Source organism: Nocardioides jiangsuensis, assembly GCF_019679455.1.
Classification (GTDB): Bacteria; Actinomycetota; Actinomycetes; order Propionibacteriales; family Nocardioidaceae; genus Nocardioides_C; species Nocardioides_C jiangsuensis.
This window is the reverse complement of record NZ_JAIEZQ010000001.1, coordinates 119,627-145,881: the sequence shown is the minus strand read 5'-3', so window position 1 is coordinate 145,881 and position 26,255 is coordinate 119,627. Positions and strand designations below refer to the sequence as shown.

Below are 26,255 nucleotides of genomic sequence, written 5' to 3'. Positions count from 1 at the left end.
AGCGAACCGGCAGGCTGTCCGGGATGTCGCCCGAAGTACTCCTGACCAGGCACTATGTCCGTCTCACCATGTGTCGTGAGCGGCTCCGGGTCAGCCCTTCGCGGGGTCGGTGACGTCGACGACGGTGGCGTCGAGCGAGGTCACCAGCTCGGTGGCGTCGACGGTCAGGGCCACGCCGTGCGCGCCCCCACCGATGGAGACCGGCCCGGCGAGGTGCTCGTCGGCGAGCACCGGCCACACCGTCGTGCTCCCGAGCGGGGTGATCGTGCCCCGCACGTAGCCGGTCACCGCCAGCGCGGTGTCGGCGTCGGGCATCGAGATCCGGTTGACGCCGAGCTCGGCACGCAGCTTCGGCCAGGCGATCTCGCGGTCGCCGGGGACCAGCACGAACCGGTAGTCGTCCTCGGCGAGGCGGACCACCATCGTCTTGACGACGGCGGCGGGCTCCACCCCTCGGGCGGCGGCGGCCTCCTCGAGCGACCGGACCGGGCCGTGCCGGGTGACCTCGTAGCTCAGCCCCAGCGCGTCGGCCGCGGCCAGCGCCCGCGCGGAGCGGTCGGTGTCGTCGCTCATGGCGCGAGTGTACGGAGCGCGGCGTAGTCGTGGACCCCGGCCGTGGCCAGCCGCGCGAGCAGCTGGCGGGTGTCCGGGACGAAGTGGAACGCCGGGTCGCGGAGCAGCCGGTCCAGGTCGCGGAGGGTGATCCAGTCGCCCCAGACCACCTCGTCGTCCGCGTGGACCACGGGTCCGTCCCAGTGCGTCTCGTAGCAGTGCTCGACGCAGCGGGTGAGGTCGTCCTGGTAGAGGTTGAGGCCGAGGGGGACGAGCCGGGCGCCGGCGATCCCGAGCTCCTCGGCGAGCTCGCGCCGCGCGGACTCCTCGGGGCTCTCCCCGGCCCGGAGCACGCCCCCCGCCGCCACGTCGTGGCAGGACGGCGCCCAGTCCTTGTCGGCCGCCCGGCGGTGCAGGTAGACCAGCCCGTGGCTGTTGCGCACCAGCACCGCCGTGGCGGCGTGCAGGAGGTTGTCGCGGCGTACGACGTCCCGCGGGGCCGAGCCCACCACGGTGCCGGCCTCGTCGACGAGGGCAACGATCTCGGGCTGTTCCTGCGCGGACACACGCCGATTCTGTCAGGGGCCACGCGTAGTCTCGGAGCATGAGCGTTCGACGGGTGATGGGCACCGAGACCGAGTTCGGCATCTCGGTGCAGGGGCAGTCGACGGCCAACCCCATGGTCGCCTCGTCCCAGGTCGTCAACGCCTACGCCAGCTCGACGCTGCGCGCCCGCCGCGCCCGGTGGGACTTCGAGGAGGAGTCGCCGCTGCGCGACGCCCGCGGCTTCGACATGTCCCGGGAGGTCGCCGACGCCTCGCAGCTGACCGACGAGGACCTCGGCCTGGCCAACGTGATCCTCACCAACGGCGCCCGGCTGTACGTCGACCACGCCCACCCGGAGTACTCCACGCCCGAGTGCACCAACCCGCGTGACGTGGTGAAGTGGGACAAGGCGGGCGAGCTGGTCATGCTCGACGCCGCGCGGCTGGCCGGGGCGGTCCCCGGGGCACCGCCGATCCTGCTGTACAAGAACAACACCGACAACAAGGGCGCGTCGTACGGCGCCCACGAGAACTACCTGATGCGGCGCTCCACGCCGTTCGGGGAGATCGTCCGGCACCTGACCCCGTTCTTCGTCAGCCGCCAGGTCGTCACGGGCGCCGGCCGGGTCGGCATCGGCCAGGACGGCCGCGACCACGGGTTCCAGGTCAGCCAGCGCGCGGACTACTTCGAGGTGGAGGTCGGCCTCGAGACCACGCTGAAGCGGCCGATCATCAACACCCGCGACGAGCCGCACGCCGACCCCGACAAGTACCGCCGGCTGCACGTCATCATCGGCGACGCGAACCTGTCGGAGATCTCCACCTACCTCAAGGTCGGCACCACCGCGCTCGTGCTCGCGATGATCGAGGACCGGTTCATCTCCCGCGACCTGACCGTCGACCAGCCGGTGCGCTCGCTGCGCGCGGTGTCGCACGACCCGTCGCTCAAGCACCTGCTGACCATGACCGACGGGCGCACGCTGACCGCCGTACAGCTGCAGATGGAGTACCTCGACCTCGCCAGGAAGTACGTCGAGGACCGGCTCGGCTCCGACGCGGACGACCAGACCCGCGACGTGCTCGCCCGCTGGGAGTCCGTGCTCAGCCGGCTGGAGACCGACCCGATGCTGTGCGCCCAGGAGCTCGACTGGGTCGCCAAGCTCAAGCTGCTGGAGTCCTACCGCGAGCGCGACGGGCTCGACTGGGAGCACCCCAAGCTCCAGCTCATCGACCTGCAGTACTCCGACATCCGGCCCGACCGGGGTCTGTACCACCGCCTGGTCCGGATGGGCCGGATCGACCGGCTGCTCCACGACGACGAGGTCGTCCACGCGATGCACCGGCCGCCGGTCGACACCCGGGCGTACTTCCGCGGGCGCTGCCTCGAGCAGTACGCCGACCAGATCGCGGCCGCCTCGTGGGACTCGGTGATCTTCGACCTGCCCGGCCACGAGTCGCTCCAGCGGGTGCCGACGATCGACCCGTTGCGGGGCACGAAGGCCCACGTCGGCGAACTGCTGGACCGTTGTGACACCGCAGAGCGCCTGTTTGCCGCGTTGACTCGGTAGGGTCTGAGTGAGGGCCTGTCGCAGGCCCACCGAAGGCCCGCCCCGACTCGCTCGGCGGCACCGGGACATAGGAGGAGGCGGTCATGGCGCGTGACGGCGGACAGCAGCACAAGCAGCCCAAGAAGTCCTCGGAGACCGAGGAGGCGACCGAGGTCGCTCCCCAGGAGGACGTGGCCGAGCGCAAGGAGCAGCTCGACGAGGACATCGACGCGATCCTCGACGAGATCGACGACGTGCTCGAGACCAACGCCGAGGACTTCGTGAAGTCGTTCATCCAGAAGGGCGGCGAGTAACCCGGCATGACAGACCCCCGACTTCCGGCGGCCTACCTCGTCCCGGGCTCCTCGTCGTTCTCCGAGTTCCTCTCCCAGCAGGCCCCCGAGCTGCTGCCCAGCCACCGCAGCCTGCCCCCGGGGTCGGCGGCCGACCTGGCCCCGCACGGCACCACGATCGTGGCGGCGACCTTCGACGGCGGCGTGGTGATGGCCGGTGACCGGCGGGCCACGATGGGCAACGTGATCGCCCAGCGGGACATCGAGAAGGTGTTCCCCGCCGACGAGTACTCCTGCGTGGGCATCGCCGGCACGGCCGGACTGGCCGTGGAGGTGGTCCGGCTGTTCCAGACCGAGCTCGAGCACTACGAGAAGATCGAGGGCACGACGCTGTCCATGGACGGCAAGGCGAACCGGCTCGCGGCGCTGATCCGCTCCAACCTCGGTCTCGCGATGCAGGGCCTGGCCGTCGTGCCCCTCTTCGCCGGCTACGACCTCACCACGTCGCAGGGCAGGATCTTCTCCTACGACGTGACCGGTGGCCGCTACGAGGAGACCGCCTTCCACGCGGTCGGCTCGGGGGCGCTGTTCGCCCGCGGCTCGTTGAAGAAGCTCTACCGGGACGACCTCGACGCGCAGGGCTGCGTCACCGCGGCCATCCAGGCGCTGTACGACGCCGCCGACGACGACTCGGCCACGGGCGGGCCCGACCTGGCCCGGCGGATCTTCCCGGTGGTCGGCGTGATCACCGCGGAGGGCTACCGCCGCCTGCCCGACGACGAGGTGGCCGCGATCGCCGACCTCGTCGTGGGTGCCCGCATGCTCCGTCCTGACGGCCCGGCCGCGTCCCTGACCTGAGGAGTCCTCCACCCATGAGCATGCCGTTCTACGTCTCGCCCGAGCAGCTGATGAAGGACCGGGCGGACTTCGCCCGCAAGGGGATCGCCCGCGGTCGTAGCGTCGCCGTCCTGCAGTACGCCGACGGGATCGTCTTCGTCTCGGAGAACCCGTCCCAGGCGCTGCACAAGGTCAGCGAGATCTACGACCGGATCGCGTTCGCCGCGGTCGGCCGCTACAACGAGTTCGAGAACCTGCGCATCGCCGGCGTCCGCCTCGCCGACATGCGCGGCTACGCCTACGACCGGCGCGACGTGACCGGGCGCGGGCTCGCCAACGCCTACGCGCAGACGCTCGGCACCATCTTCTCCAGCGGCGGCGAGAAGCCCTACGAGGTGGAGATCTTCGTGGCCGAGGTCGGCGACACCGTCGAGGACGACCAGATCTACCGGCTCACCTACGACGGCCAGGTCGCCGACGAGCACGGCTTCGCGGTGATGGGTGGCAACACCGAGGCCGTCACCGGGCACCTCCGCGAGAACTACCGGCCGGGGTCCTCCCTCGGCGAGGTGCTCCAGCTGGCGGTGGGTGCGCTCGGGCAGAGCGACGCCGGGTCGCGCGTGATCGCGGCCGCGGACCTCGAGGTCGCGGTGCTCGACCGCACCCGGTCCCAGCAGCGCAAGTTCAAGCGGCTCTCCGCCGAGCACCTGGCGTCGCTGCTGGGCGAGCGGGTGGGGGAGGAGGCCGGCAGGCACGCCGCCGGCGACTCGACCAACCCCTCCAACACCGACCAGAGCCGCAACCGCGACCAGGAGCAGCCGCCGGTCGCGCCGCCGGTGGCGCCTCCGGTGAGCCCGCAGCCGCAGCAGCCGCCGCAGCCGAGCGACCCGGTGACGCCGCCGGAGCACCCCGACGTGTACCCGCCGGTCGACCCGGGCGACCCGCTGCGCTGATCCGGCCCGCCGGTTGCGCGAGTCGGCTGCGCGGCCCTTGTGCGTGCACCTAGTGTGGGGAACGTGGACCGCCGGATCTTCGGGATCGAGAACGAGTACGGCGTCACCTGCACGTTCCGCGGGCAGCGACGCCTCTCGCCGGACGAGGTTGCCCGCTACCTGTTCCGCAAGGTGGTCTCGTGGGGCCGCAGCAGCAACGTCTTCCTCCGCAACGGCGCCCGGCTCTACCTGGACGTCGGCAGCCACCCCGAGTACGCCACCCCCGAGTGCGACGACATCGTCGACCTGGTCACCCACGACAAGGCGGGGGAGCGGATCCTCGAGGGCCTGCTGGTCGACGCCGAGCGCAGGCTCCACGACGAGGGCATCGCCGGCGACGTCTACCTCTTCAAGAACAACACCGACTCGGCCGGCAACTCCTACGGCTGCCACGAGAACTACCTGGTCGGCCGGCACGGCGAGTTCGCCAAGCTCGCCGACGTGCTGATCCCGTTCCTGGTCACCCGGCAGATCATCGTCGGCGCGGGCAAGGTCACCCAGACCCCGCGCGGCGCGATGTTCTCGGTCTCCCAGCGCGCCGAGCACATCTGGGAGGGCGTCTCGAGCGCCACCACCCGCAGCCGCCCGATCATCAACACCCGCGACGAGCCGCACGCCGACGCCGAGCGCTACCGGCGGCTGCACGTGATCGTCGGCGACTCCAACATGAGCGAGACCACCACCATGCTCAAGGTGGCCTCCTGCGACCTGGTCCTCCGGATGATCGAGGAGGGCGTGGTGATGCGCGACCTCACCATGGAGAACCCGATCCGGGCGATCCGGGAGATCTCGCACGACATGACCGGGCGCCGCAAGGTCCGGCTGGCCAACGGCCGCGAGGCCAGCGCCCTCGACATCCAGCAGGAGTACCTCACCCGGGCGCGGGACTTCGTCGACCGGCGCGAGTTGAGCACCCCCGTCATCGAGCGCACCCTCGACCTGTGGGAGCGGGGACTCAAGGCCGTCGAGTCCGGCGACCTGAGCCTGGTCGAGCGGGAGATCGACTGGGTGATCAAGTGGAAGCTGATCGAGCGCTACCGCGCCCAGAACGGGCTGCCGCTGAGCCACCCCCGGGTCGCGCAGCTCGACCTGGCCTACCACGACATCCACCGCGGCCGCGGTCTGTACTACCTGCTCGAGAAGCGCGGCGCGGTCACCCGGGTCACCAACGACCTGAGGATCTTCGAGGCCAAGTCGGTGCCCCCGCAGACCACCCGGGCCCGGCTCCGCGGCGAGTTCATCAAGCGGGCCCAGGAGCGGCGCCGCGACTTCACCGTGGACTGGGTGCACCTCAAGCTCAACGACCAGGCGCAGCGCACCGTGCTGTGCAAGGACCCGTTCCGGGCGTACGACGAGCGCGTGCATAAACTCATCGACGGCATGTGAGACGTCGCGCGGGCCCGGTCCCGCAGGTCGGGTCCTCTCAGGTTCCCCGGCTATCGTGTGCCTGACCGCCGTACCCCTGCCACGCTGAGGTGAACCCTGTGCGCCGCCGTCTTGTAGCGCTGACCATCGTCCCGTTCCTGCTGTTCGGAGCCGCCGCGTGCGGCGACGAGAGCGGGTCGCAGGGCTCCGCATCCTCCTCGGTGGACATGGGGGAGCCCATCAAGGGCCTCGAGGTCAGCGGTGAGTTCGGCAGGCAGCCGAAGGTGACCGTCGACGGGCCGCTGAAGGTCGACGAGGCCCAGTCCGAGGTGCTCACACTCGGCGAGGGCAACGAGGTCGTCGAGGGTTCGCCCGCCTCCCTCCACCTGCTCGTCGTCAACGGCACCACCGGCAAGACCACCGTGGGCACCTACGAGCAGGGCAAGCCGGTCACCGGGAACATGGCCGAGGGCGAGATCTTCCCGTCGGTGCTCGACGCGGTCGTCGGCAAGCCCGTGGGCAGCCGGATCGCGATCGCCTCGCCGCCGGCCGAGGCGTTCGGCGCGCAGGGTGCGCAGCAGTACGGCATCGGCGCCCAGGACGACGTGGTGTTCGTCGTCGACATCATGTCCGTGCCCCTGGACGGCCCCGAGGGCGAGAAGGCGGACGTCCCCGAGGACCTGCCGAGCCCGGTGGTCGACTCCGAGGGCGACGTCAGCAAGTTCACCTTCGACAACGCCCCCGCGAAGCCGTCCGACGAGCTCCAGGTGGTCCCGCTGATCGAGGGCGAGGGGGAGCCGGTCCAGGCCGGTGACTCCGTCACCTTCGACTACCTCGGGCAGGTCTACGGCACCGAGACGATCTTCGACGAGTCCTACACCACCGCGCCTCGGACCTTCACCGTCGGCGAGGGCAGCCTGATCAAGGCCTGGGACGAGGGCCTGGTCGGGGTCGAGGCCGGCAGCCGCGTCATGATCATCGCGCCGCCGGAGTACGGCTACGGCGAGAACGGCAACCCGCAGGCCAAGATCAAGGGCACCGACACCCTGGTGTTCGTGGTGGACGTGCTCGGGGTCGGGTGACCCGGTGAGGTAGGTTCCCCGCGAAAGGGGAATGCCGTGGCCGCACGAAAGAGCGAGCGCCTGCTCAACCTGCTGATCACGCTGCTGGTGTCGCGTAGCTACGTGACCAAGGAGCGGATCCGCAGCGTCGTCGAGCAGTACCGCGACGCGGGGGACGAGGCCTTCGAGAAGATGTTCGAGCGGGACAAGGAGGAGCTGCGCTCCCTCGGCATCCCGGTCGAGGTCGGCTACGTCGACCGCGCCTTCGAGGACGAGCCCGGCTACCGGGTCGAGCGGGCCGCCTTCGAGCTGCCGCAGATCGACCTCGAGGCCGACGAGGCCGCGGTCATCGGGCTCGCCGCCCGGGTCTGGCAGCACGCCGGCCTCGCCTCGGCCACCTCCGACGCCCTGGTCAAGCTCAAGGCGGCCGGGGTCAGCGTGGACCGCGGCGCCCTCAACGTGGCCCAGCCCCAGCTCGCCGTCGAGGAGCCCACCTTCGAGGCGTTCTGGGAGGCGACCCGGTCCCGCACGCCGGTGGCCTTCGACTACCGGACGGCGGGCGCCGCGAGCGCGACCACCCGCCACCTCGAGCCGTGGGGCGTGGTCTCCTACAACGGCCGCTGGTACGTCGTCGGACAGGACACCGACCGCGGGGCCCCGCGGCTGTTCCGGCTCTCCCGGGTCGGCGGCGCGGTGCGCCACGACGGGAGGCCCGGCGCGTTCGAGGTCCCCGAGGGCACCGACATCCGCGCCCTGACCGAGTCGCTGGCGCCGCCGGCGGCCGCGCACACCGCCCGCCTGCTGGTGCGGCGCGACGCCGCGCACGGCCTGCGCCGGCACGCCACGCCCGCCGGCGCCTCCGGCGCCGGTGCGGACGCCGTACCGGAGGGCTGGGAGCGGCTCGAGGTCGCCTACGGTCGCACCGGCGGGATGGCCGACGAGGTGCTCGGCTACGGCGCCGACGTCGTCGTCGAGGCGCCCGAGGACCTGCGTGCGCTGGTGGTCGATCGGCTGCGCGCCGTCATGGCCACCGGCGCCGGAGCGACCGCGGGGGCGCCCCGATGAGCGGCGCCCGCGACCAGGTGGGCCGACTGCTCGCCCTGGTCCCCTACATCCAGAGCCGCGACGAGGTCTCGCTCGAGCAGGCCGCCGCCGACTTCGGAGTCCGGCCCGCCCAGATCGTCAAGGACCTCAACGTGCTGTGGTTCTGCGGGCTCCCCGGCCTGGGCATGGGCGACCTGATCGACGTCGACATGGACGCCCTCGAGGGCGAGGGCGTCATCCGGCTCTCCAACGCCGACTACCTGACCCGCCCGCTGCGGCTGGGCAGCACCGAGGCCTCGGCGCTGATCGTGGCCCTGCGGGCGCTGCGCGACGGCGGCGACGAGTCGGTCCGCCCGGTGGTGGACCGCACCCTGGCCAAGCTGGAGGCAGCCGCCGGCGACGGGGCCGCGCTCGCCGCCCAGGTGGACGTGCTGCTGCCCCAGGACGTCGCCGAGGTGAACCGCGTGCGCGGCACCCTGGAGGACGCGCTCGCCCGCGGACGGCAGGTGCGCCTCGGCTACTACGTCCCGGCCCGCGACGAGGCCACCGAGCGCACCGTGGACCCGTTCCGGATCGTCACCGCCCAGGGGCACACCTACCTCGAGGCGTGGTGCCACCTGGCCGAGGACCAGCGGCTGTTCCGGCTGGACCGGGTCTCTCGCGCCGAGGTGCTCGACGCGCCGGTCGACCAGCATGCCGGGGTGCGCCCCCGCGACCTGTCGGAGGGGCTGTTCCAGCCGTCCGCCGACGACCTGCTGGCCACCGTACTGCTCGAGCCGGCCGCCCGCTGGGTGGCGGAGTACTACCCGGTGGAGAGCACCGAGGAGCTCGGCGACGGCGCCCTGCGGGTCACCCTGCGCGTCGGCGACCCGGAGTGGCTGGTCCGCCTCGTGCTGCGGCTCGGGGGAGCGGCCCGGGTCGAGCAGCCGTCCGACCTGTCACACGCCGTACACCGGGCGGCCACCTCCGCGTTGGACGGCTATGTCTGAGTACTGCGCGTACGATGGAACCGGCACCGCAACCAGAAAGAGGACGAGATGACTTCCCCCGTTTTTCCGATGATCGGGACCCCCGGCCCGACCGAGATCCTGCTCATCCTGCTGGTGCTCGTGCTGCTGTTCGGTGCCAAGAAGCTCCCCGAGCTCGCCCGCGGCAGCGGTCGTGCGCTGCGCATCTTCAAGGCCGAGACCAAGGGCCTGATGGACGACGACGACGACAAGCACAAGACGCCCGAGCAGAAGCAGATCGACGCCCAGACCTGGGACACCCAGGCCCGTACCACCGACGTGACCGACACCACGGCGCCGCAGACCCGGCCCGACGGTGAGCGCTGACCGTTCCACCCCGACTCGGATCATCGACGACGCCTGACGTGTCCCTCAACGGAGTCATCGGCCTCTTTCGCGCCAAGCCCAAGCACCCCATCGGGGACGACGGCCGGATGGCGCTCGCAGACCACCTGCGTGAGCTGCGGGCGCGGCTGCTCAAGATCGCGCTGGTCCTCGTGGTCGGGACGGTCATCGCGCTGTTCTTCTACGACGCCCTCTTCGCACTGATCTACGAGCCCTACCGGCGCGCCCAGGAGATCTTGACGAAGGAGGGGGTCAGCTCCACCCCGGTGCTGACCGGCGTCGCGAACCCGCTGCTGCTCCAGCTCAAGCTCTGCGCGCTCGCCGCCGTGGTGCTCGGCTCCCCGTTCTGGCTCTACCAGATCTGGGCGTTCGTCGTACCCGGGCTGCACCCGCACGAGAAGCGGTGGACCCGGGTGTTCGCGGTGGTCGCCGGCCCGCTGTTCCTGGTCGGCGTGGGCTTCGGCTACTACGTGCTGCCCAAGGGCATCGAGGTCCTCGTCGGGTTCACCCCGGCGGACCTGCAGAACCTCGTCGAGTTCGGCGACTACTTCCGCTTCCTCACCCGGATGCTGCTCGTCTTCGGCATCGCCTTCGAGATCCCGCTGTTCGTGGTGATGCTCAGCCTGGCCGGGGTGGTCTCCGGCAAGCAGCTGGGCGCGCACCGGCCGTGGATCGTGGTCGGCACGTTCGTGTTCGCGGCCGTGGCGACCCCGTCCACGGACCCGTTCTCGATGCTGATGCTGGCCCTGCCGATGACGTTGCTGTTCTTCGTCTCGGAGCTGATCGCCCGGTTGGTCGACCGAAGGCGCGCGCGCCGGTCCGCCGAGGGGCCCCTGCACGGGCTCGGGGACGACGAGACCTCCGCCCTCGACCACGACCGTGAGCAGTTCCGTCCCTCCCGGCTCGACGCCGAGGACGACTGAGTGCCCGGCCTTCCGCACGTCGCCGAGGTCGACGCGTTCGACCTGCCCGAGTGGCTGGGGTCCGGCGAGGTCACCTGGACCGCGCTGTCGACCACCCGCGGCGCCTACCAGGTCTCCGGGGAGCTGTCCGAGGCCGGCGCCGCCACCTCGCTCGGGTGTGACCTGCTGGCCGCCGACCACGCCTACCCGCAGCCGGTCCTCGACGAGACCTGGCGCCGTTCCGCGCACCAGCTGTGGACCTACGGCCAGGTGCTGCTGGTGGAGTACGACGGGCGGCTGACCCTCGCCGTACCCGGCACGGAGTTCACCGCCGACGAGGTCCTGGAGTCCCTGAACCGGCTCGCCAAGGCCGTCGGGGTGAAGCCGTCGCGCTTCGTCGCCGTCCTGCGCCTCTGACCCGTCGCATCCGGCTCACCGCGGTCGTGCGCGCCGGGCGGGGAGTTGGCGTGCCCTGCGCGTATTCTCGCGGCGTGGCCAGAGAGATCGCGCTGTTGACCAACCCGAGCGCCGGCAAGGGGAAGGGGTCCCGTTCCGCGGCCATCGCCCTCCCACGCCTCCGCGAGGCCGGGTTCCGCGTCCGCCAGCTCGCGGGCCGCGACGGCGACGAGGCGCTCGACCTCGCCAAGTCCGCCGTCACCGACGGGGTGGAGAGCCTCGTCGTGTGCGGCGGCGACGGCATGGTCCACCTGGCGGCCCAGGTGCTCGCCGGTACGGAGACCAGCCTGGGCATCATCCCGGCCGGCACCGGGAACGACGTGGCCCGCTACCTCGGCATCCCGCGCAACGACCCGCAGGCTGCGGCCGACGTGGTGGTCGGCTCCCACGTCCGCACGATCGACCTGGCCCGTGCGGGTGCGTCGTACTTCGTCACCGTCCTCGCCGCGGGGTTCGACTCCAAGGTGAACGAGCGGGCGAACGCGATGGTGTGGCCGCGCGGGCAGATGCGCTACACGCTGGCCACGCTGGCCGAGCTGCGGGTCTTCGAGCCGCTGCCGTACACCCTCGAGCTCGACGGAGAGGTGCACCGCCTCGACGCGATGCTGGTCGCGGTCGGCAACGGCCCCTCCTTCGGCGGCGGCCTGAAGATCACCCACGGCGCCGAGATCGACGACGGGCTCCTCGACGTGGTCGTGATCAAGCCGATGAGCAGGCTCGACCTGGTGAAGACCTACCCACGGCTCTACACCGGCGGGATCACCAAGCACCCGCAGTACGAGCACCACCGGGTCAGACAGGTCACCGTCGCCGCGCCCGGTGTCGTCGCCTACGCAGACGGGGAGCGCCTAGGCTCGTTACCGATGACCGTCGACGTGGCCCCGAACGCATTGCGAGTGTTGGCACCCCGATGACCTCTCCCTCGGAGAAGTACGCGAAGTTCCAGCGGGACAAGCAGTCCCCGGTCTTCGCCGACTTCGCGTCCCTCTACGACTTCACGATCGACGAGTTCCAGATCCGCGCCTGCCGCGAGCTCGAGGCCGGCAACGGCGTGCTGCTCGCGGCGCCGACCGGGTCGGGGAAGACGCTGGTCGGCGAGTTCGCGGTGCACCTCGCGCTGCAGCAGGGTCGCAAGTGCTTCTACACCACGCCGATCAAGGCGCTGTCGAACCAGAAGTTCAACGACCTCACCCGCCGTTACGGCGCCGAGAACGTCGGCCTGCTCACCGGGGACAACACCATCAACGGCGAGGCGCCGATCGTGGTGATGACCACCGAGGTGCTGCGCAACATGCTCTACGCCGGCTCGCGGACCCTGGCCGGGCTCGGCTACGTCGTGATGGACGAGGTGCACTATCTCGCCGACCGGTTCCGCGGCGCGGTGTGGGAGGAGGTCATCATCCACCTCCCCGACTCGGTGGCGCTGGTGTCGCTCTCGGCGACCGTGTCCAACGCCGAGGAGTTCGGCGAGTGGCTGTCCACGGTGCGCGGCGCCACCACGACGATCGTCGAGGAGCGGCGCCCGGTGCCGCTGTACCAGCACGTGATGGTCGGCCGGAAGATGTTCGACCTCTTCGCCGACCAGGAGGGCTCCGCCCGCGACGACGTGCGGGTCAACCCCGAGCTGCTGCGCGTCGCCCGTGACGACTGGCGCTCGTCGCGCACCTCCGACCGGCGCTCCAAGCAGGGCGCGCCGCGCGGCCGGGCCGGTGCCCGGGGCCAGGGCAACCGGCGGCCGAACCTGCCGAGCCGCTTCGAGGTCGTCGACCGGCTCGACTCCGAGGGCCTGCTCCCGGCGATCGTGTTCATCTTCAGCCGGGTCGGCTGCGACGCCGCGGTCACCCAGTGCCTCAGCGCCAACTTGCGGCTGACCACGCCGGCGGAGCGCGACGAGATCGTCGCGCTGGTCGAGGGGCGCTGCGCGAGCATCCCCGACGAGGACCTGCACGTCCTCGGCTACCACGACTTCCTCGACGGCCTCTCCCGCGGCATCGCCGCCCACCACGCCGGGATGCTGCCGACGTTCAAGGAGTGCGTCGAGGACCTGTTCGCCGCCGGCTTGTGCAAGGTCGTCTTCGCCACCGAGACCCTGGCGCTGGGCATCAACATGCCGGCCCGCTCGGTCGTGATCGAGAAGCTCAGCAAGTGGAACGGCGAGACCCACGCCGACATCACGCCGGGGGAGTACACCCAGCTCACCGGGCGTGCCGGCCGGCGCGGCATCGACGTCGAGGGGCACGGGGTGGTGCTGTGGCAGCCGGGGATCGACCCGAAGGCGGTGGCCGGCCTCGCCTCGACCCGCACCTACCCGCTCCGGTCCTCCTTCCGCCCGTCGTACAACATGGCGGTCAACCTCGTGAAGCAGGTCGGCCGCGACACCGCGCGAGAGCTGCTCGAGTCGTCGTTCGCGCAGTTCCAGGCCGACAAGGCCGTGGTCGGGCTCGCGCGGCAGCTGCGCAAGAGCGAGGAGGCCCTGGCCGGCTACGCCGAGGCCGCTCAGTGCCACCTCGGCGACTTCATGGAGTACTCCGCGTTGCGGCGCCGGCTCAGCGACGTCGAGGCCTCGCTGGCCAAGGCGCGCAAGGCCGACCGGCGCGACGAGGTCGTCGCCTCGCTGGAGGCGCTGAAGCCCGGCGACGTGATCGAGGTGCCCAGCGGCCGGTACGCCGGCTTGGCGGTCGTCGTGGACCCGGGGATGGGCTCGGACCGGGAGGGGCCGCGGCCGTTCGTGGTGACGGCGGACCGGCACGCGCGCCGACTGTCGATGGTCGACTTCCCCGTGCCGGTCGAGGCGTTCACCCGGATGCGGATCCCGCGCAACTTCAACGGGCGCAACCCCCAGTCGCGTCGTGACCTCGCCTCGACGCTCCGGGCGAAGACGCAGGGCTTCCTGCCGCCCCCGCCCGGACGTCGCGGAGGCGGTGCGGGGACCGGTCCCTCCGGTGCCGGCGGCGGCCGTCGAGGCGGGCGCGCACACGGCCGCGAGGTCGGCCGCGAGGTCGAGGGCGAGCGCGAGATCACCCGGCTGCGCGCGGAGATGCGCGCGCACCCCTGCCACGGGTGCTCCGACCGCGAGGACCACGCCCGCTGGGCCGAGCGTTACCACAAGCTCGAGCGCGACTCCCGGACGCTCAAGCGCCGGATCGAGCAACGCACGAACACCATCGCGCGGCAGTTCGACCGGGTCTGCGACGTGCTCGCCACGCTGGGCTACCTCGAGAACGACCAGGTCACCCCGGTCGGCGAGCGGCTGATGCGGATCTACACCGACATGGACCTCGTCGCCGCGGAGTCGCTGCGCAACGGGCTGTGGGACGAGCTGTCGCCGAGCGAGCTCGCCGCCGCGCTGTCCGCGCTGGTGTTCGAGTCCCGCCGCGCCGACGACGCGATCGCGCCCCGGCTGCCCGGGGGACGCGTGAAGGCGGTGCTGGCGGACATGGTGTCGCTGTGGGCCGACCTCGACGGCCTGGAGCGGGAGAACCGGCTGGACTTCCTGCGCGAGCCGGACCTGGGCTTCGCGTGGGCCGCCTACCGGTGGGCCGAGGGGGCCTCGCTGGACGACGTGCTGACCGAGACCGACCTTGCGGCCGGTGACTTCGTGCGCTGGATGAAGCAGCTGCTCGACCTCGCCGACCAGGTGGCCGACGCGGCCGGGGACACCGACCTGCGCACCACCGCGCGGCAGGCGGCGGGGGCCCTGCGCCGGGGCGTGGTGGCCTACTCGTCGGTCTCCGACTGACCTCGGCGGGGCAGCCGCGCGGGCGCCGTACCCCTCAGCCGACCGGGCGGTTCTCGTACGGCGTCGACAGCACGATCGTGGTGCGGGTCGACACGTTTGCCGCGGACCGGATCCGGGCGAGCAGGTCCTCGAGGTCGCCGGGCGTGGCCACCCGGGTCTTGAGGATGTACGACTCGTCGCCGGCCACCGACCAGCAGCTCTCGATCTCCTTGATGCCGCGCAGGCGTTCGGGGGAGTCGTCGGGCTGCGAGGGGTCGATCGGCCGGATCGAGATGAACGCGGTGAGCGGCAGGCCGACCTGGTCGTAGTCGATGGTGGCGACGTACCCCTGGATCAGCCCTCGGCTCTCCAGGCGCTTCACCCGCTGGTGCACCGCGGAGGTGGAGAGCCCGGTCGCCTTGCCCAGGTCCGTGAAGGACATCCGTCCGTCGGAGGCGAGGAGCGTCAGGATGCGCTGGTCGAGGTCTTCCACGGCAGACACCCTAGCGACGTTCGGTGCTGCCCCGGCACGTTCCCGGCATGGGAGACCCGCGGCCGCCACGACTCGTGCCCGCGAGCCAGGCCACACCGTCGAGGAACGGCTACCCTCGCCGCATGGCTGAGCGTTCCGAACGGCTCCTACTGCTCGACACGGCGAGTCTCTACTTCCGTGCCTTCTTCGGGGTCCCGGACTCCGTGAAGGCCCCCGACGGCACCCCGGTGAACGCGGTCCGGGGACTCCTGGACTTCATCACCCGCCTGGTCGGGGAGTACCAGCCAACCCATCTGGCGTGCTGCTGGGACAACGACTGGCGGCCGCAGTGGCGGGTGGACCTGATCCCGTCGTACAAGGCGCACCGCGTCGAGCTCGTGGTTCCCGGCGGCTCGGACGTCGAGGAGGTGCCCGACCCGCTCGAGGCGCAGATCCCGGTGATCGAGGCGGTGCTCGAGGCGTTCGGCATCGCGGTCGTCGGCGCGGACGGGTACGAGGCGGACGACGTGATCGGCACGCTCGCCACCGGGGCGGGGATGCCGGTGGACGTGGTGACCGGCGATCGCGACCTCTTCCAGCTCGTCGACGACGAGGCGCAGGTCCGTGTGCTCTACACCGCCCGTGGCGTGGGGAAGCACGAGAGGGTGACGAACGACTGGGTCCGGGAGAAGTACGGCATCGACGGGCACCAGTACGCCGACTTCGCGGCGCTGCGCGGGGACGCCTCCGACGGGCTACCGGGGGTGGCCGGCGTGGGGGAGAAGACGGCGGCGACGCTGCTCGGGCGGTTCGGCGACCTCGCCGGGATCGTCGCGGCCGCGGAGGACCCGGCGTCGGACCTCGCCCCCGGCCCGCGCCGCAAGGTCAAGGACGCCGCGGACTACCTGCTGGTCGCGCCGAAGGTGGTGGCGGTGGCGCGCGAGATCGACCTCGGCACGCCGGACCTGACCCTGCCGCGCACGCCGGCCGACCCGGAGGGGCTGGTCGCCCTGTCGGAGAAGTGGGGCCTCGGCGGCTCGGTCACCCGCCTCGTGGAGACCCTCACCCCTCGTTGAGAGGTCACTCCGTCGGCGTTGAGAGGTCACTCCGTCGGCGTTGAGAGGTCACATGATCGGCGACGAGGCGTCACGCGAGCGGTTGCTGCCGCACGAGTGACGCCTCGAGCCGGAACGACTGACGCCTCAACGCCTCACGACTGACGCCTCAACGAGTCAGCTGATGGTGAGGAGGGCCTGCGCCTCGGCGGTCTCCCGTGAGGCAGCGGCCCGCTTCTCGGCCTCCGCCAGCGACGTACCGGCGTGCTCCCGCCACCACGCCTGGCCCTCGGCCGGCAGGGTGTGGATCGGGTCGTAGTACTCGTAGGTGCGCTCGAGCGCCTCGGGGTCGTTCGCCTCGATCGACGTCCGGTAGTTCTTCGTCCAGTACGAGATGCCCTTCTCGCGGTCGTAGTCCGCGAGCTGGTGCACCCAGCGCTTGCCGACGAACGGGACGTCGCACACGATCCGCGGCGTCGCGAAGCCGGGGAGGTAGCCCATGATGTGGTGCTGAAGCCGCTGCGCGTCGGCGACCGAGACCCGCCAGTGCTCGCTGAACGGGATCATGTCGCACATGTAGAAGTAGTAGGGCATGATCTGCGCGCCGTCGAGCAGCGAGAAGCACAGGTCGAGCAGGGCGTGCGGGTCGGCGTTGACGCCGTTGAGCAGCACGCCCTGGTTGCGCACGTCGCGGATCCCGGTGTCGAGCATCGCCTTCGCAGCCTTGGCCACGAGCGGCGTCACGGAGTTCGCGTGGTTCACGTGGGTGTGGATCGCCACGGACACGCCCCGGGCGCGGGCGGTGGTCGCGACCCGCTCCATGCCGGCGCGTACGTCGTCCTGCAGCCAGTGCTGCGGAAGGCCCATCAGCGCCTTCGTGGCGAGCCGGATGTCGCGGATGTTCTCGATCTCGAGGAGCTTGGTCAGGAAGTCCTCGAGCCGGGGCCAGGGCAGGTTCGCCACGTCGCCGCCGGAGACCACCACGTCGCGCACCGACGGGTTGCCACGCAGGTAGTCCATCATCGCGCCGAGCCGGTCGACCGGCTTCATCGAGAACTTGAGCTTGTCGATGACCGGCGTGGAGTTGCCGACGAGGTCCATCCGCGTGCAGTGGCCGCAGTACTGCGGGCAGGTGGGCAGCAGCTCGGCGAGCACCTTGGTCGGGTACCGGTGGGTGAGCCCCTCGGCCACCCACATGTCGTGCTCGTGCAGCGAGTCGCGCGTGGCGTGCGGGTGCGAGGGCCAGTCGGTGCGCCGCTCGGAGAACGCCGGCAGCATGTAGCGGCGGACCGGGTCGGCGTACATCGCCTCGGTCAGCGAGCCCGGACCGGCCGGCGTCGCGTGCGGCGCCATCGTGTTCATCATCTGCGGCGGCACCAGCATCGACATGGTCGCGCGCTCGCGCTGGTCACGCTCGAGGTCGTCGTAGAACCGGTCGTCGACGAGGTCGCCGAGCAGGTCGCGCAGCTGCTTGATGTTCTTCACGCAGTGCGCGCGCTGCCACTGCACGGACTCCCACTCGGCGGCGGTGACGTCCTTCCAGCCGGGGAACCGGGTCCAGTCCGGCTCGACGAGCTCCACCCTGCGGTACGGGTAGGGCTGACCGGTCTCCAGACCGGTGGCGGTCTCGATGCTCATCAAGGCTCCTGGTTCATCGGCGCGTTCATTTGTCCGGCGCGTGGATCTCATGCCAGAGTACGCAAAGAATCTCCGGCGAGTCCAACCACACGCCGTAAGATTTCCTCTCAGAGTCTGTTGTTGATGGAGGACAGCCCGTGACCGCCGCGAACCCGTCCACGACCGTCGCGAGTGACCCGACCGGTCTCCACCGGGTGGTCGAGCCGGCCGGGGTCCTGCCGCAGGCGGCGCTGCGCCTGGACACCCGCCGCGAGCTGTGGACCGACGAGGTCCGCATCCGCGTCGAGCGGCTCAACCTCGACGCGGCGTCGTTCCGCCAGCTCGAGCGCAAGCACGCCGGCGACGGCGACGCGATCCGCGCGGAGGTGCTCGACATCGTCCGCACCCGCGGGAAGATGCAGAACCCCGAGACCGGCTCCGGCGGGATGCTCGTCGGCACCGTCGAGGAGGTGGGGGAGTCCTCCCCGCTCGGCCTGCGTGTCGGCGACCGGGTCACCACGCTCGTCTCCCTGACCCTCACCCCGCTCGTCATCGAGGACGACCTCGAGCGATGGGACGGCCGCAGCGAGCAGGTGCCCGCCGACGGCTACGCCATCCTGTTCGGCCGCTCGATCGCCGCGCGGATCCCCGACGACCTCCCCGCGGAGCTCTCCCTCTCCGTCATGGACGTGTGCGGCGCCCCCGCGCTGACCTCCCGCGTGGTCCGGGAGTACGTCGACCGCGCCGATGCGGCCGGGACCCCGCGGCCTGTCGTGGCGGTCATCGGCGGGGCGGGCAAGTCGGGGTCGCTGTCCCTGGCCGCCGCCGCCGAGGCCGGAGCCGCCCGCACTATCGGCGTGGTGCCGCACCGGGCGGAGGCGGACCTGCTCGAGGCCGCGGGGCTCGCCGACGCGGTGGCGCTCGCCGACGCCCGCGACCCGGTCGCCCTCTCCCGCGCGGTCGGCGAGGCCGGGGGACCGGCCGACGTCACGGTCGTCTGCGTCGACGTGCCCGGCTGCGAGGGCGGTGCGATCCTGTCCACCGCCGACCGGGGCACGGTGATCTTCTTCTCGATGGCCACGTCGTTCAGCGCCGCCGCGCTCGGCGCCGAGGGCCTGGCCGCCGACGTCACGATGCTGGTCGGCAACGGCTACGTGCCCGGCCACGCGGACTACGCCATGTCCCTGCTACGCGGCCACGACGGAGTGCGCGGGCTGTTCGAACGGCGGCTATGAGGTCCCGGTACGACGTCGGGGCGCCCGGTGCGCGGAGAATGGCTGCGTGACTGACGTGACTCGCATCCTGTTCCGCGGTGGCTATGTCCACACTCCCGCCGACCCGCACGCCACGGCGCTGTGCCTCGAGGGCGGCCAGGTGGTGTGGACCGGCGACGACGACGCCTCCGCCCACTTCGCCGACGGCGCCGACCGGGTCGTCGAGCTCGACGGCCGGTTGGTGACCCCCGCGTTCGTGGACGCCCACGCACACCTGGCCGAGACCGGGCTGAGCGCGCACAGCGTCGACCTCAGCGAGGCGCCGACGATGACCGCCGCGCTCGACGCCCTGGCCCGGCACGCCGCGACCAGCTCGTTCCCGCTGGTGCTCGGCTTCGGCTGGGACGACTCGCGCTGGCCCGAGGGGCGGCCGTTCACCCGCGCCGAGGTGGACCGGGCCGTGGGGGAGCGGCCGGCGTACCTGTGCCGGGTCGACGTGCACTCCGCGGTGGTCTCCACCGCCCTGCTCGACGCGTTCCCCGAGCTGACCGGGCACGACGGCTTCGACGGCGACGGGCTCGTCGCCCGGCACGCGCACATCCACGCCCGCGAAGCGGTGTTCCGGCTGATGCCGGGCGCCGTACGCCGGGAGGCCATCGCCCGCGCGCTCGGCGACGCGGCGCGGCAGGGGATCGGCATGGTGCACGAGATGGGCGCTCCCGGGGACTCCCCGGCCGAGGACTTCGCGCGGATCGCCGAGGTCTCCGCCGCCGGCACGCTGCCCGAGGTGGTCGGCTACTGGGGCCAGCTCGACGGGGTCGAGCGCGCCGTCGAGCTCGGCTGCGCCGGCGCGGCGGGGGACCTCTGCGTCGACGGGGCCATCGGCTCCCGCACCGCCGCCATGCACGCCGCCTACGCCGACGCCGACACCATCGGGCACCTGTACCTCACCGCCGACCAGGTCCGCGACCACGTGGTGGCCTGCACCAAGGCCGACATCCAGGCCGGCTTCCACTGCATCGGCGACCGGGCCGTGGCCGAGGTGGTCGAGGGGCTGCGCCAGGCCGCCGAGATCGTCGGCGTTCTGGCGGTCGTCCAGGGCCGGCACCGCCTCGAGCACCTCGAGATGGCCACGCCCGAGGAGATGACGCTGCTCGGCGAGCTCGGCGTCACCGCCAGCATGCAGCCGGTGTTCGACGGGGCCTGGGGCGGGGACGACTCGCTCTACGCCCAGCGGCTCGGCCCCGACCGGGCCCGCCGGATGAACGCGTTCGCCTCCCTCAACCGGGCCGGCGTCGCGCTCGCCTTCGGCTCCGACTCCCCGGTCACCGCCTTCGGCCCGTGGGCCGCGGTCCGGGCCGCCGCGCACCACCACACCGAGAGCGAGCGGGTCACCGTGCGGGCGGCGTTCAACGCCCACACCCGCGGCGGCTGGCGGGCCGCCCGGCGCGACGAGGGCGGCGTGATCGCGCTCGGCGCGCCCGCGTCCATCGCGGTGTGGGACGTCCCGGGCGAGCTGCTCGTGCAGACCCCCGACACGCGGGTCGCCGCGTGGTCGACCGACCCGCGGGCCGGCGTACCCCACCTTCCCGACCTGCACCCCGACCTCGACCTGCCCACCGCCGTGATGACCGTGGTGCACGGACGGGTCGCCTTCGAAGAACCAGGAGCACTGACATGACCCCACCCCGGGGCAAGCTCGACCTCGACCCGGTGACCGTGCGCAAGGCGCGCACGCTCGCCCGGCAGGCCGGCCGGCCGATCGTGACCATGGCCAAGAAGCACACCACCGTGTCGGTGGAGCGTGCGACGCTGCGCCTGGCCGGTCTCCAGGGCGCCGACGCCGACGGCATCCCGTGGGTGAACCGGCTGCTGGACGCCGTCCGGGGCGACGTCGGGATCGAGCACGGCGTCGCCGCCCCGGTGTGGGACGCGCTGGTCCGGGGCGAGGCCGACGACCTGTCCACGCTGGCGCAGAAGGCATCCGCGGGGTCGGTGCGCTTCCGGCTGCCCGAGGGGCGCGACCTGACCCGGGCGCAGGCGGCGGCACGGAAGCAGGTCGGCGCCGGGGTCAGGCGCGTCGACGCGCGGCGCCGGGAGCGCGAGCGGCTGGTGAAGCGCTGGGGCGACCCGAAGCAGAAGCCGTGGATCTACCTGATCGTCGCCACCGGCGACATCTACGAGGACATCCCGCAGGCCCAGCAGGCCGCCCGCGAGGGCGCCGACGTGATCGCGGTGATCCGCTCCACCGGGCAGTCCCTGCTGGACTACGTGCCCGAGGGCGCGACCCGGGAGGGTTTCGCCGGCACCTACGCCACCCAGGAGAACTTCCGGCTGATGCGGGCCGCGCTGGACGAGTCGAGCGCCGAGCTCGGCCGCTATGTGCGGCTGACCAACTACGCCTCTGGGCTGTGCATGCCCGAGATCGCGGCGCTGGCCGGCCTGGAGCGGCTCGACATGATGCTCAACGACTCGATGTACGGGATCCTGTTCCGCGACATCAACCCGATCCGCACCTTCGTCGACCAGCGGTTCAGCCGCCAGGTGCACGCCCGCGCCGGGATCATCATCAACACGGGCGAGGACAACTACCTCACCACCGCCGACGCGGTCGAGGCCGCGCACACGGTGACCGTCTCGCAGCTGCTCAACGAGTACTTCGGCAAGGAGGCAGGGCTCGAGGACTGGCAGCTCGGCCTCGGGCACGCGTTCGAGATCACGCCGGAGCTGCCCGACAGCTTCCGGATGGAGCTCGCGCACGCGCTGCTCGCCCGCGACCTGTTCCCGAACGCGCCGCTGAAGTGGATGCCGCCGACCCGGCACATGACCGGGGACATCTTCCGCGGCTACCTGCTCGACGGCTTCTTCAACCTCGCCGGGGCGCTGACCGGGCAGAGCATCCTGCTGGTCGGGATGATGACCGAAGCCGTGGTCACCCCGTGGCTCTCCGACCGCGACCTGGCCCTGCAGAACGTCCGCTACGTGATGAACGCCGCCGGCAACCTGCACGAGGACTTCCACCCCGCCCCGGACGGGTACATCGCCCAGCGCGCGCGGCAGGTGCTCGGCGAGAGCATCGAGCTGCTCGAGAAGATCCTGGCCCACGAGGGCAAGCACGGGCTGCTCGAGGCGATCGCCGACGGCACCTTCGGCCTGATGAAGCGCCCCGCCGACGCCGGTCGCGGCCAGGACGGCGTCGCGAAGAAGGCCCCCGGCTACTTCAACCCCGCAACCGACATCCTGGAGGCGACGTGACCACCGAGGCGACGACCGGTCCGGCCGCGGCGCAGGGCGCTGCCCAGATCCTCCGGCCGTACGGCGACACCACCGGGGACGGCATGGTGCAGCTGTCGTTCACCCTCCCCATGCCTCACTCCAAGGTCGCCGAGGGCGCCGCGGCGCAGCTGGCGAACAAGATGGGCATGGACCCCGCGCTCGTCGTGCATGCCAAGGCGATGGGGCCGGACTTCACCTTCTTCGTGGTCTACGGCCGGGTGAACCACCTCATCGACGTCTCCAAGGTCGAGGTGGTGGAGCGGGACTTCCCGCTGCTCACCCCCAAGGAGGTCAACGCCGCGGTCAAGCGCGCCCTCCGCCGCCGCCTGGTCGTGGTCGGCGCCTGCATCGGCACCGACGCGCACACGGTCGGCATCGACGCGATCATGAACATCAAGGGGTTCGCGGGGGAGAAGGGGCTGGAGTACTACCGGGAGGTCAAGGTCGTGAACCTCGGCGCCCAGGTCTCGGTGCCCCAGCTCGTCGCCCGCGCCCGGGCGGAGAAGGCCGACGCCGTGCTGGTCTCCCAGGTGGTGACCCAGCGCGACGCGCACATCCTCAACACCAAGGAGATGTCGGCGGCGTTCCGCGAGGCCTACCCTGCCGACAGGCGGCCGGTGCTGATCGCCGGCGGGCCGCGCTTCGACGAGGCGATGGCCGGCGAGCTCGGGGTGGACCGGGTGTTCGCCCGCGGGACCACGCCCGGCGAGGTCGCCAGCTACCTCGTCGACCAGATCGTGACCAGGCGCGCCACCCGGAAGACAGGGGTCTGACATGACCGAGCCCACCGGCTCCACCACTACCACCACCACCACCCCCGACCCGCGGGTCGGGCTCACGGTGACGCACCGCCGCTACGTCCCCTACTCGCACGCGCACTACGCGGGCAACCTGGTCGACGGGGCCTACTCGCTCGGCCTCTTCGGCGACGTCGCGACCGAGGTGTGCATCCGCACCGACGGGGACGAGGGCTTGTTCGCCTCCTACGCGGACGTGCAGTTCCGGGCCCCCGTGCGGGCGGGCGACCTGCTCGAGATCACCGCCGAGGTGGTCCGGGTCGGGTCCCGCTCGCGGACGCTGGCGTTCCGCGCGGTAGTCGTCGGCCGGGGCCGGCCGGACAAGTCGGAGTCCGCCGCCGAGATCCTTGACGAACCGGTCGTGGCCACCACGGCCACCGGCACGGTCGTCGTCCCCGAGCGCTCCTGAGCCGGTAACCTGCGCTCCGGCGTGTCGTCCGCAGACACGCCGGACCCGAGGAAAATCCGCATGAAATCGGGATGAAGGGGAAACCTGTCTGACCTGCGTCTTCGCCAGAACGCGCAGGTCAGCGGGTAGTTGACAACTCCGGCAAAGGTGACCAATCTTTCGTTGGTCCCACCAAGCAGGTCGCCTTCGCGCGCTGACGTCCAGGTGGCCACGTGACCAGGTCGGGTACCACGAACCTGGGGCACGCGGTTCCCGGAGGTCGGTGCTGCGGAGACGGGGGAGGACACGACGAGAGCCCGGTGCCCAGTAGACAACGGACCCGCGTCCCGCAGCCAGCGGGAGCAGGTTCGGTCCGAAGGGTCCGGGCTCTTCTCGGTTTGTGGCGGCGGTAGGTTGTGGACGTGCCTGCCCGTCTCCTCTGCGCTGCGGTCGCGGGCCTCGCCGCCGGCCTCGCGTTCGAGCCCCTCCGCCTCGTCGCGCTGCTGCCCCTCGCCGTCGCCGCCCTCGCCCTCTCCTGCCGCGGGGCCACGCCACGCGGCGGCTTCCTGGTCGGCTCGGTCTTCGGCACCGCCTTCATGCTCACCCTGCTGCCCTGGCTCCAGGTGATCGGCACCGACGCGTGGATCCTGCTCTCGCTCGTCGAGGGGCTCTTCTACGGCCTGCTGGGCCTCGGCACCGCGCTCGTGGTCCGGCTGCCCTGGTGGCCGGTGTGGAGCGGCTGCCTGTGGGTCCTGGTCGAGCTGCTGCGCGGCTCCGTGCCGTTCGGTGGCTTCCCCTGGGGCCGGCTGGCCTTCGCGACCGTGGACACCCCGGTCCAGCAGCTGTTCCCGCTCACCGGCGCGGCCGGGGCGACCTTCGCGGTGGCGCTGCTCGGCTCGACGCTGGCCTGGGCCGTCACCGTCGTACGACGGGCGCCGGTGCGTGCCGCGGCCGGGGTCCTGGTGGCCTGCCTCGTGGCCACGGCCGGCGCCTGGCTCGCACCCCTCACCGGGACGACCACCGCAGCGGCGGCCACCACCGGAGCGAACGGTGAGGGCCCGGGGCTCCGGGTCACCGCCGTCCAGGGCGACGTGCCGGGGGAGGGGATGGACGCCTTCGCCGAGCGCCGCGCGGTCCTGGACAACCACGTGCGGACCACCGAGCGCTACGCCGAGGGCCTGACCGGTACGGCGCCACGGCCCGACCTCGTGGTCTGGCCCGAGAACTCCACCGACATCGACCCGTTCCAGGACCCCACCGTCTACGACGACATCCAGGGCGCCGTGGACGCGGTGGGCGTGCCCGTGCTCGTCGGCGCCATGGTGAGCGGGGACGAGCCTGAGGACGTCCTGAACCAGGGGATCGTGTGGGAGCCCGGGAACGGGCCCACCCAGCGCTACTCCAAGACGCACCCGGTGCCGTTCGGCGAGTACATCCCCTTCCGCGACGTGGTGGCCCGCTTCTTCAGCCGGCTCGACCAGGTTCCCCGTGACATGGTCCCGGGGGACACCCCCGGCCTCCTCGAGGTCGCCGGCTCCACCGTGGGCGACGTGATCTGCTTCGAGGTCGCCTACGACGACGTGGTCCGCGACGTGGCCGCCGGGGGAGCGGACCTGCTCGTCGTGCAGACCAACAACGCCACCTACATGGGCACCGGCCAGATCGAGCAGCAGTTCGCGATCTCGCGGCTCCGCGCGCTCGAGACCAACCGCTCCGTGGTCGTGGCCGCGACGAACGGGGTGAGCGGCATCGTCGCCCCCGACGGCGAGGTCGTCGAGCGCGCCCCGGTGCGCCGCCCGGCCACGCTCAGCGCCTGGGTGCCCTTCCCGGGCGGGACCACCCCGGGCGTGCGGTGGGGACTGCTCCTCGAGCTGCTGACGAGCCTGGTCGCCGCGGGTTCGGTCTCGGTCGCGCTCGGTCTCCACTATCGTCACCGACGCACGACCGGGTCCACGAGGGAGCCGGTGGCCGCGGGAACAGGCGAGGGATGACGCAGCAGAGCACGCTCGGGCGCACCGTGATGGTGGTCCCCACCTACAACGAGGCCGACAACCTCGCCTGGATCGTCAAGCGGCTCCGGGTCGCGGTCCCGGCCTGCGACGTCCTGGTCGTCGACGACGGCTCCCCGGACGGCACGGGCGCGGTCGCCGACGAGCTCGCCGCGGCCGACCCGCAGGTCCAGGTGGTGCACCGGCGTGCGAAGGAGGGCCTCGGCGCGGCGTACCTGCACGGCTTCGCGGTCGCCCTCGCGCGCGGCTACGACGTGATCGGGGAGATGGACGCCGACGGCTCGCACCAGCCCGAGGAGCTGCCCCGGCTGCTCGCGGCGCTCGAGGACGCCGACCTGGTGCTCGGGTCCCGGTGGGTGCCCGGGGGGACGGTGGTGAACTGGCCGGCGTACCGGATGGCGCTGTCGCGTGGCGGCAACGCCTACACCCGGCTGCTGCTCGGCCTCCCGGTGCGCGACGCCACCGGTGGCTTCCGGCTGTTCCGGCGTACGGCGCTGGAACAGCTGGACCTGGCCACGGTGATGTCGGTGGGGTACTGCTTCCAGGCCGACCTCGCGTGGCGGGCCGTGCAGGCGGGCCTGCGGGTCCGCGAGGTGCCCATCGAGTTCGTGGAGCGGGTGCGCGGGGAGTCGAAGATGAGCCCCGACGTGGCCGTCGAGTCGCTCAAGCGGATCACCCTGTGGGGGCTCCGCGAGCGGCGCCGGCAGTTGCGCGACGTACTCTCGAGACGTAGGGCGCAGCGACCGGTGACGAGGTGAGGGCG

25 protein-coding genes are annotated in these 26,255 nt (G+C 71.9%); 21 read left to right on the top strand and 4 right to left on the bottom strand.

The window, feature by feature from the left end:
- Window positions 1–90: 90 nt before the first annotated feature.
- Together K1X13_RS00740 and K1X13_RS00735 are read right to left on the bottom strand one after the other, a co-directional pair.
- On the bottom strand, window positions 91–573 hold the full coding sequence (locus K1X13_RS00740) for an aminoacyl-tRNA deacylase (RefSeq protein ID WP_221023146.1): 483 nt from the start codon (window positions 571–573) through the stop codon (window positions 91–93).
- Window positions 570–1,118 (bottom strand): NUDIX hydrolase, encoded by a 549-nt coding sequence (locus tag K1X13_RS00735; protein WP_221023145.1) that lies wholly within the window; start codon window positions 1,116–1,118, stop codon window positions 570–572. Before K1X13_RS00735 ends, K1X13_RS00740 begins: the two co-directional genes overlap by 4 nt.
- Window positions 1,119–1,156: 38 nt before the next feature.
- Between K1X13_RS00735 and dop the strand changes: the two genes are divergently transcribed.
- The 13 genes from dop (at window position 1,157) to K1X13_RS00670 (ending at window position 14,685) form a co-directional block, all read left to right on the top strand.
- Window positions 1,157–2,665, top strand: a complete 1,509-nt coding sequence (gene dop, locus K1X13_RS00730) for a depupylase/deamidase Dop (RefSeq protein WP_221023144.1) — start codon at window positions 1,157–1,159, stop codon at window positions 2,663–2,665.
- A gap of 83 nt (window positions 2,666–2,748) precedes the next feature.
- Window positions 2,749–2,958: a ubiquitin-like protein Pup gene (locus K1X13_RS00725; RefSeq protein WP_221023143.1), complete on the top strand. Its 210-nt coding sequence runs from the start codon at window positions 2,749–2,751 to the stop codon at window positions 2,956–2,958.
- A gap of 6 nt (window positions 2,959–2,964) precedes the next feature.
- Window positions 2,965–3,795, top strand: a complete 831-nt coding sequence (gene prcB / locus K1X13_RS00720; RefSeq protein WP_221023142.1) for a proteasome subunit beta — start codon at window positions 2,965–2,967, stop codon at window positions 3,793–3,795.
- 14 nt (window positions 3,796–3,809) lie between these two features.
- Window positions 3,810–4,727, top strand: a complete 918-nt coding sequence (gene prcA, locus K1X13_RS00715; RefSeq protein WP_225914479.1) for a proteasome subunit alpha — start codon at window positions 3,810–3,812, stop codon at window positions 4,725–4,727.
- A 63-nt stretch (window positions 4,728–4,790) separates the two neighbouring features.
- Entirely contained in the window at window positions 4,791–6,152 is a 1,362-nt protein-coding gene (pafA, locus tag K1X13_RS00710) for a Pup--protein ligase (RefSeq protein WP_221023141.1), read from the top strand.
- A 98-nt stretch (window positions 6,153–6,250) separates the two neighbouring features.
- Complete coding sequence (locus tag K1X13_RS00705) at window positions 6,251–7,213, top strand: FKBP-type peptidyl-prolyl cis-trans isomerase (RefSeq protein ID WP_221023140.1); 963 nt, start codon at window positions 6,251–6,253, stop codon at window positions 7,211–7,213.
- A gap of 36 nt (window positions 7,214–7,249) precedes the next feature.
- Complete coding sequence (locus K1X13_RS00700; RefSeq protein ID WP_221023139.1) at window positions 7,250–8,257, top strand: helix-turn-helix transcriptional regulator; 1,008 nt, start codon at window positions 7,250–7,252, stop codon at window positions 8,255–8,257.
- Window positions 8,254–9,225: a helix-turn-helix transcriptional regulator gene (locus tag K1X13_RS00695; protein WP_221023138.1), complete on the top strand. Its 972-nt coding sequence runs from the start codon at window positions 8,254–8,256 to the stop codon at window positions 9,223–9,225. The genes K1X13_RS00700 and K1X13_RS00695 overlap by 4 nt, the downstream gene beginning before the upstream one ends.
- A gap of 48 nt (window positions 9,226–9,273) precedes the next feature.
- Window positions 9,274–9,570 (top strand): Sec-independent protein translocase subunit TatA, encoded by a 297-nt coding sequence (gene tatA, locus K1X13_RS00690; protein ID WP_225914478.1) that lies wholly within the window; start codon window positions 9,274–9,276, stop codon window positions 9,568–9,570.
- Window positions 9,571–9,608: 38 nt separating this feature from the next.
- Window positions 9,609–10,511: a twin-arginine translocase subunit TatC gene (tatC, locus tag K1X13_RS00685; RefSeq protein ID WP_221023137.1), complete on the top strand. Its 903-nt coding sequence runs from the start codon at window positions 9,609–9,611 to the stop codon at window positions 10,509–10,511.
- The gene (locus tag K1X13_RS00680; RefSeq protein ID WP_221023136.1) at window positions 10,512–10,907 is read left to right on the top strand and encodes a hypothetical protein; all 396 of its coding nucleotides are present in this window, start codon (window positions 10,512–10,514) and stop codon (window positions 10,905–10,907) included.
- A gap of 74 nt (window positions 10,908–10,981) precedes the next feature.
- The gene (locus tag K1X13_RS00675) at window positions 10,982–11,860 is read left to right on the top strand and encodes a diacylglycerol/lipid kinase family protein (protein ID WP_221023135.1); all 879 of its coding nucleotides are present in this window, start codon (window positions 10,982–10,984) and stop codon (window positions 11,858–11,860) included.
- Window positions 11,857–14,685, top strand: a complete 2,829-nt coding sequence (locus K1X13_RS00670) for a DEAD/DEAH box helicase (protein ID WP_221023134.1) — start codon at window positions 11,857–11,859, stop codon at window positions 14,683–14,685. The genes K1X13_RS00675 and K1X13_RS00670 overlap by 4 nt, the downstream gene beginning before the upstream one ends.
- Before the next feature lie 34 nt (window positions 14,686–14,719).
- Here K1X13_RS00670 and K1X13_RS19525 read toward each other — a convergent pair whose 3' ends face one another.
- A complete protein-coding gene (locus K1X13_RS19525; RefSeq protein ID WP_221023133.1) occupies window positions 14,720–15,157 on the bottom strand; it encodes an Lrp/AsnC family transcriptional regulator in 438 nt (145 codons plus the stop codon).
- 122 nt (window positions 15,158–15,279) lie between these two features.
- Between K1X13_RS19525 and K1X13_RS00660 the strand changes: the two genes are divergently transcribed.
- The gene (locus K1X13_RS00660; RefSeq protein ID WP_221023132.1) at window positions 15,280–16,212 is read left to right on the top strand and encodes a 5'-3' exonuclease; all 933 of its coding nucleotides are present in this window, start codon (window positions 15,280–15,282) and stop codon (window positions 16,210–16,212) included.
- 156 nt (window positions 16,213–16,368) lie between these two features.
- On the opposite strand, the gene K1X13_RS00655 is transcribed toward K1X13_RS00660, so the two are convergent.
- Window positions 16,369–17,829 (bottom strand): KamA family radical SAM protein, encoded by a 1,461-nt coding sequence (locus K1X13_RS00655; RefSeq protein WP_221023131.1) that lies wholly within the window; start codon window positions 17,827–17,829, stop codon window positions 16,369–16,371.
- A 137-nt stretch (window positions 17,830–17,966) separates the two neighbouring features.
- Here K1X13_RS00655 and kdd point away from each other — a divergent pair, with 137 nt between their 5' ends.
- The 7 genes from kdd (at window position 17,967) to K1X13_RS00620 (ending at window position 26,250) form a co-directional block, all read left to right on the top strand.
- Entirely contained in the window at window positions 17,967–19,043 is a 1,077-nt protein-coding gene (gene kdd, locus K1X13_RS00650) for an L-erythro-3,5-diaminohexanoate dehydrogenase (protein WP_221023130.1), read from the top strand.
- A 46-nt stretch (window positions 19,044–19,089) separates the two neighbouring features.
- The gene (locus K1X13_RS00645; RefSeq protein WP_308249312.1) at window positions 19,090–20,703 is read left to right on the top strand and encodes an amidohydrolase; all 1,614 of its coding nucleotides are present in this window, start codon (window positions 19,090–19,092) and stop codon (window positions 20,701–20,703) included.
- Window positions 20,700–22,277, top strand: coding sequence for a lysine 5,6-aminomutase subunit alpha (kamD, locus tag K1X13_RS00640; RefSeq protein WP_221023129.1), 1,578 nt, complete (start codon window positions 20,700–20,702; stop codon window positions 22,275–22,277). The genes K1X13_RS00645 and kamD overlap by 4 nt, the downstream gene beginning before the upstream one ends.
- On the top strand, window positions 22,274–23,071 hold the full coding sequence (kamE, locus tag K1X13_RS19520) for a lysine 5,6-aminomutase subunit beta (RefSeq protein ID WP_308249311.1): 798 nt from the start codon (window positions 22,274–22,276) through the stop codon (window positions 23,069–23,071). The genes kamD and kamE overlap by 4 nt, the downstream gene beginning before the upstream one ends.
- 1 nt (window position 23,072) lies before the next feature.
- A complete protein-coding gene (kal, locus tag K1X13_RS00630) occupies window positions 23,073–23,504 on the top strand; it encodes a 3-aminobutyryl-CoA ammonia lyase (RefSeq protein WP_221023128.1) in 432 nt (143 codons plus the stop codon).
- 401 nt (window positions 23,505–23,905) lie between these two features.
- Entirely contained in the window at window positions 23,906–25,474 is a 1,569-nt protein-coding gene (gene lnt / locus K1X13_RS00625) for an apolipoprotein N-acyltransferase (protein WP_221023127.1), read from the top strand.
- On the top strand, window positions 25,471–26,250 hold the full coding sequence (locus K1X13_RS00620) for a polyprenol monophosphomannose synthase (RefSeq protein WP_221023126.1): 780 nt from the start codon (window positions 25,471–25,473) through the stop codon (window positions 26,248–26,250). The genes lnt and K1X13_RS00620 overlap by 4 nt, the downstream gene beginning before the upstream one ends.
- The last annotated feature ends 5 nt before the right edge of the window (window positions 26,251–26,255 follow it).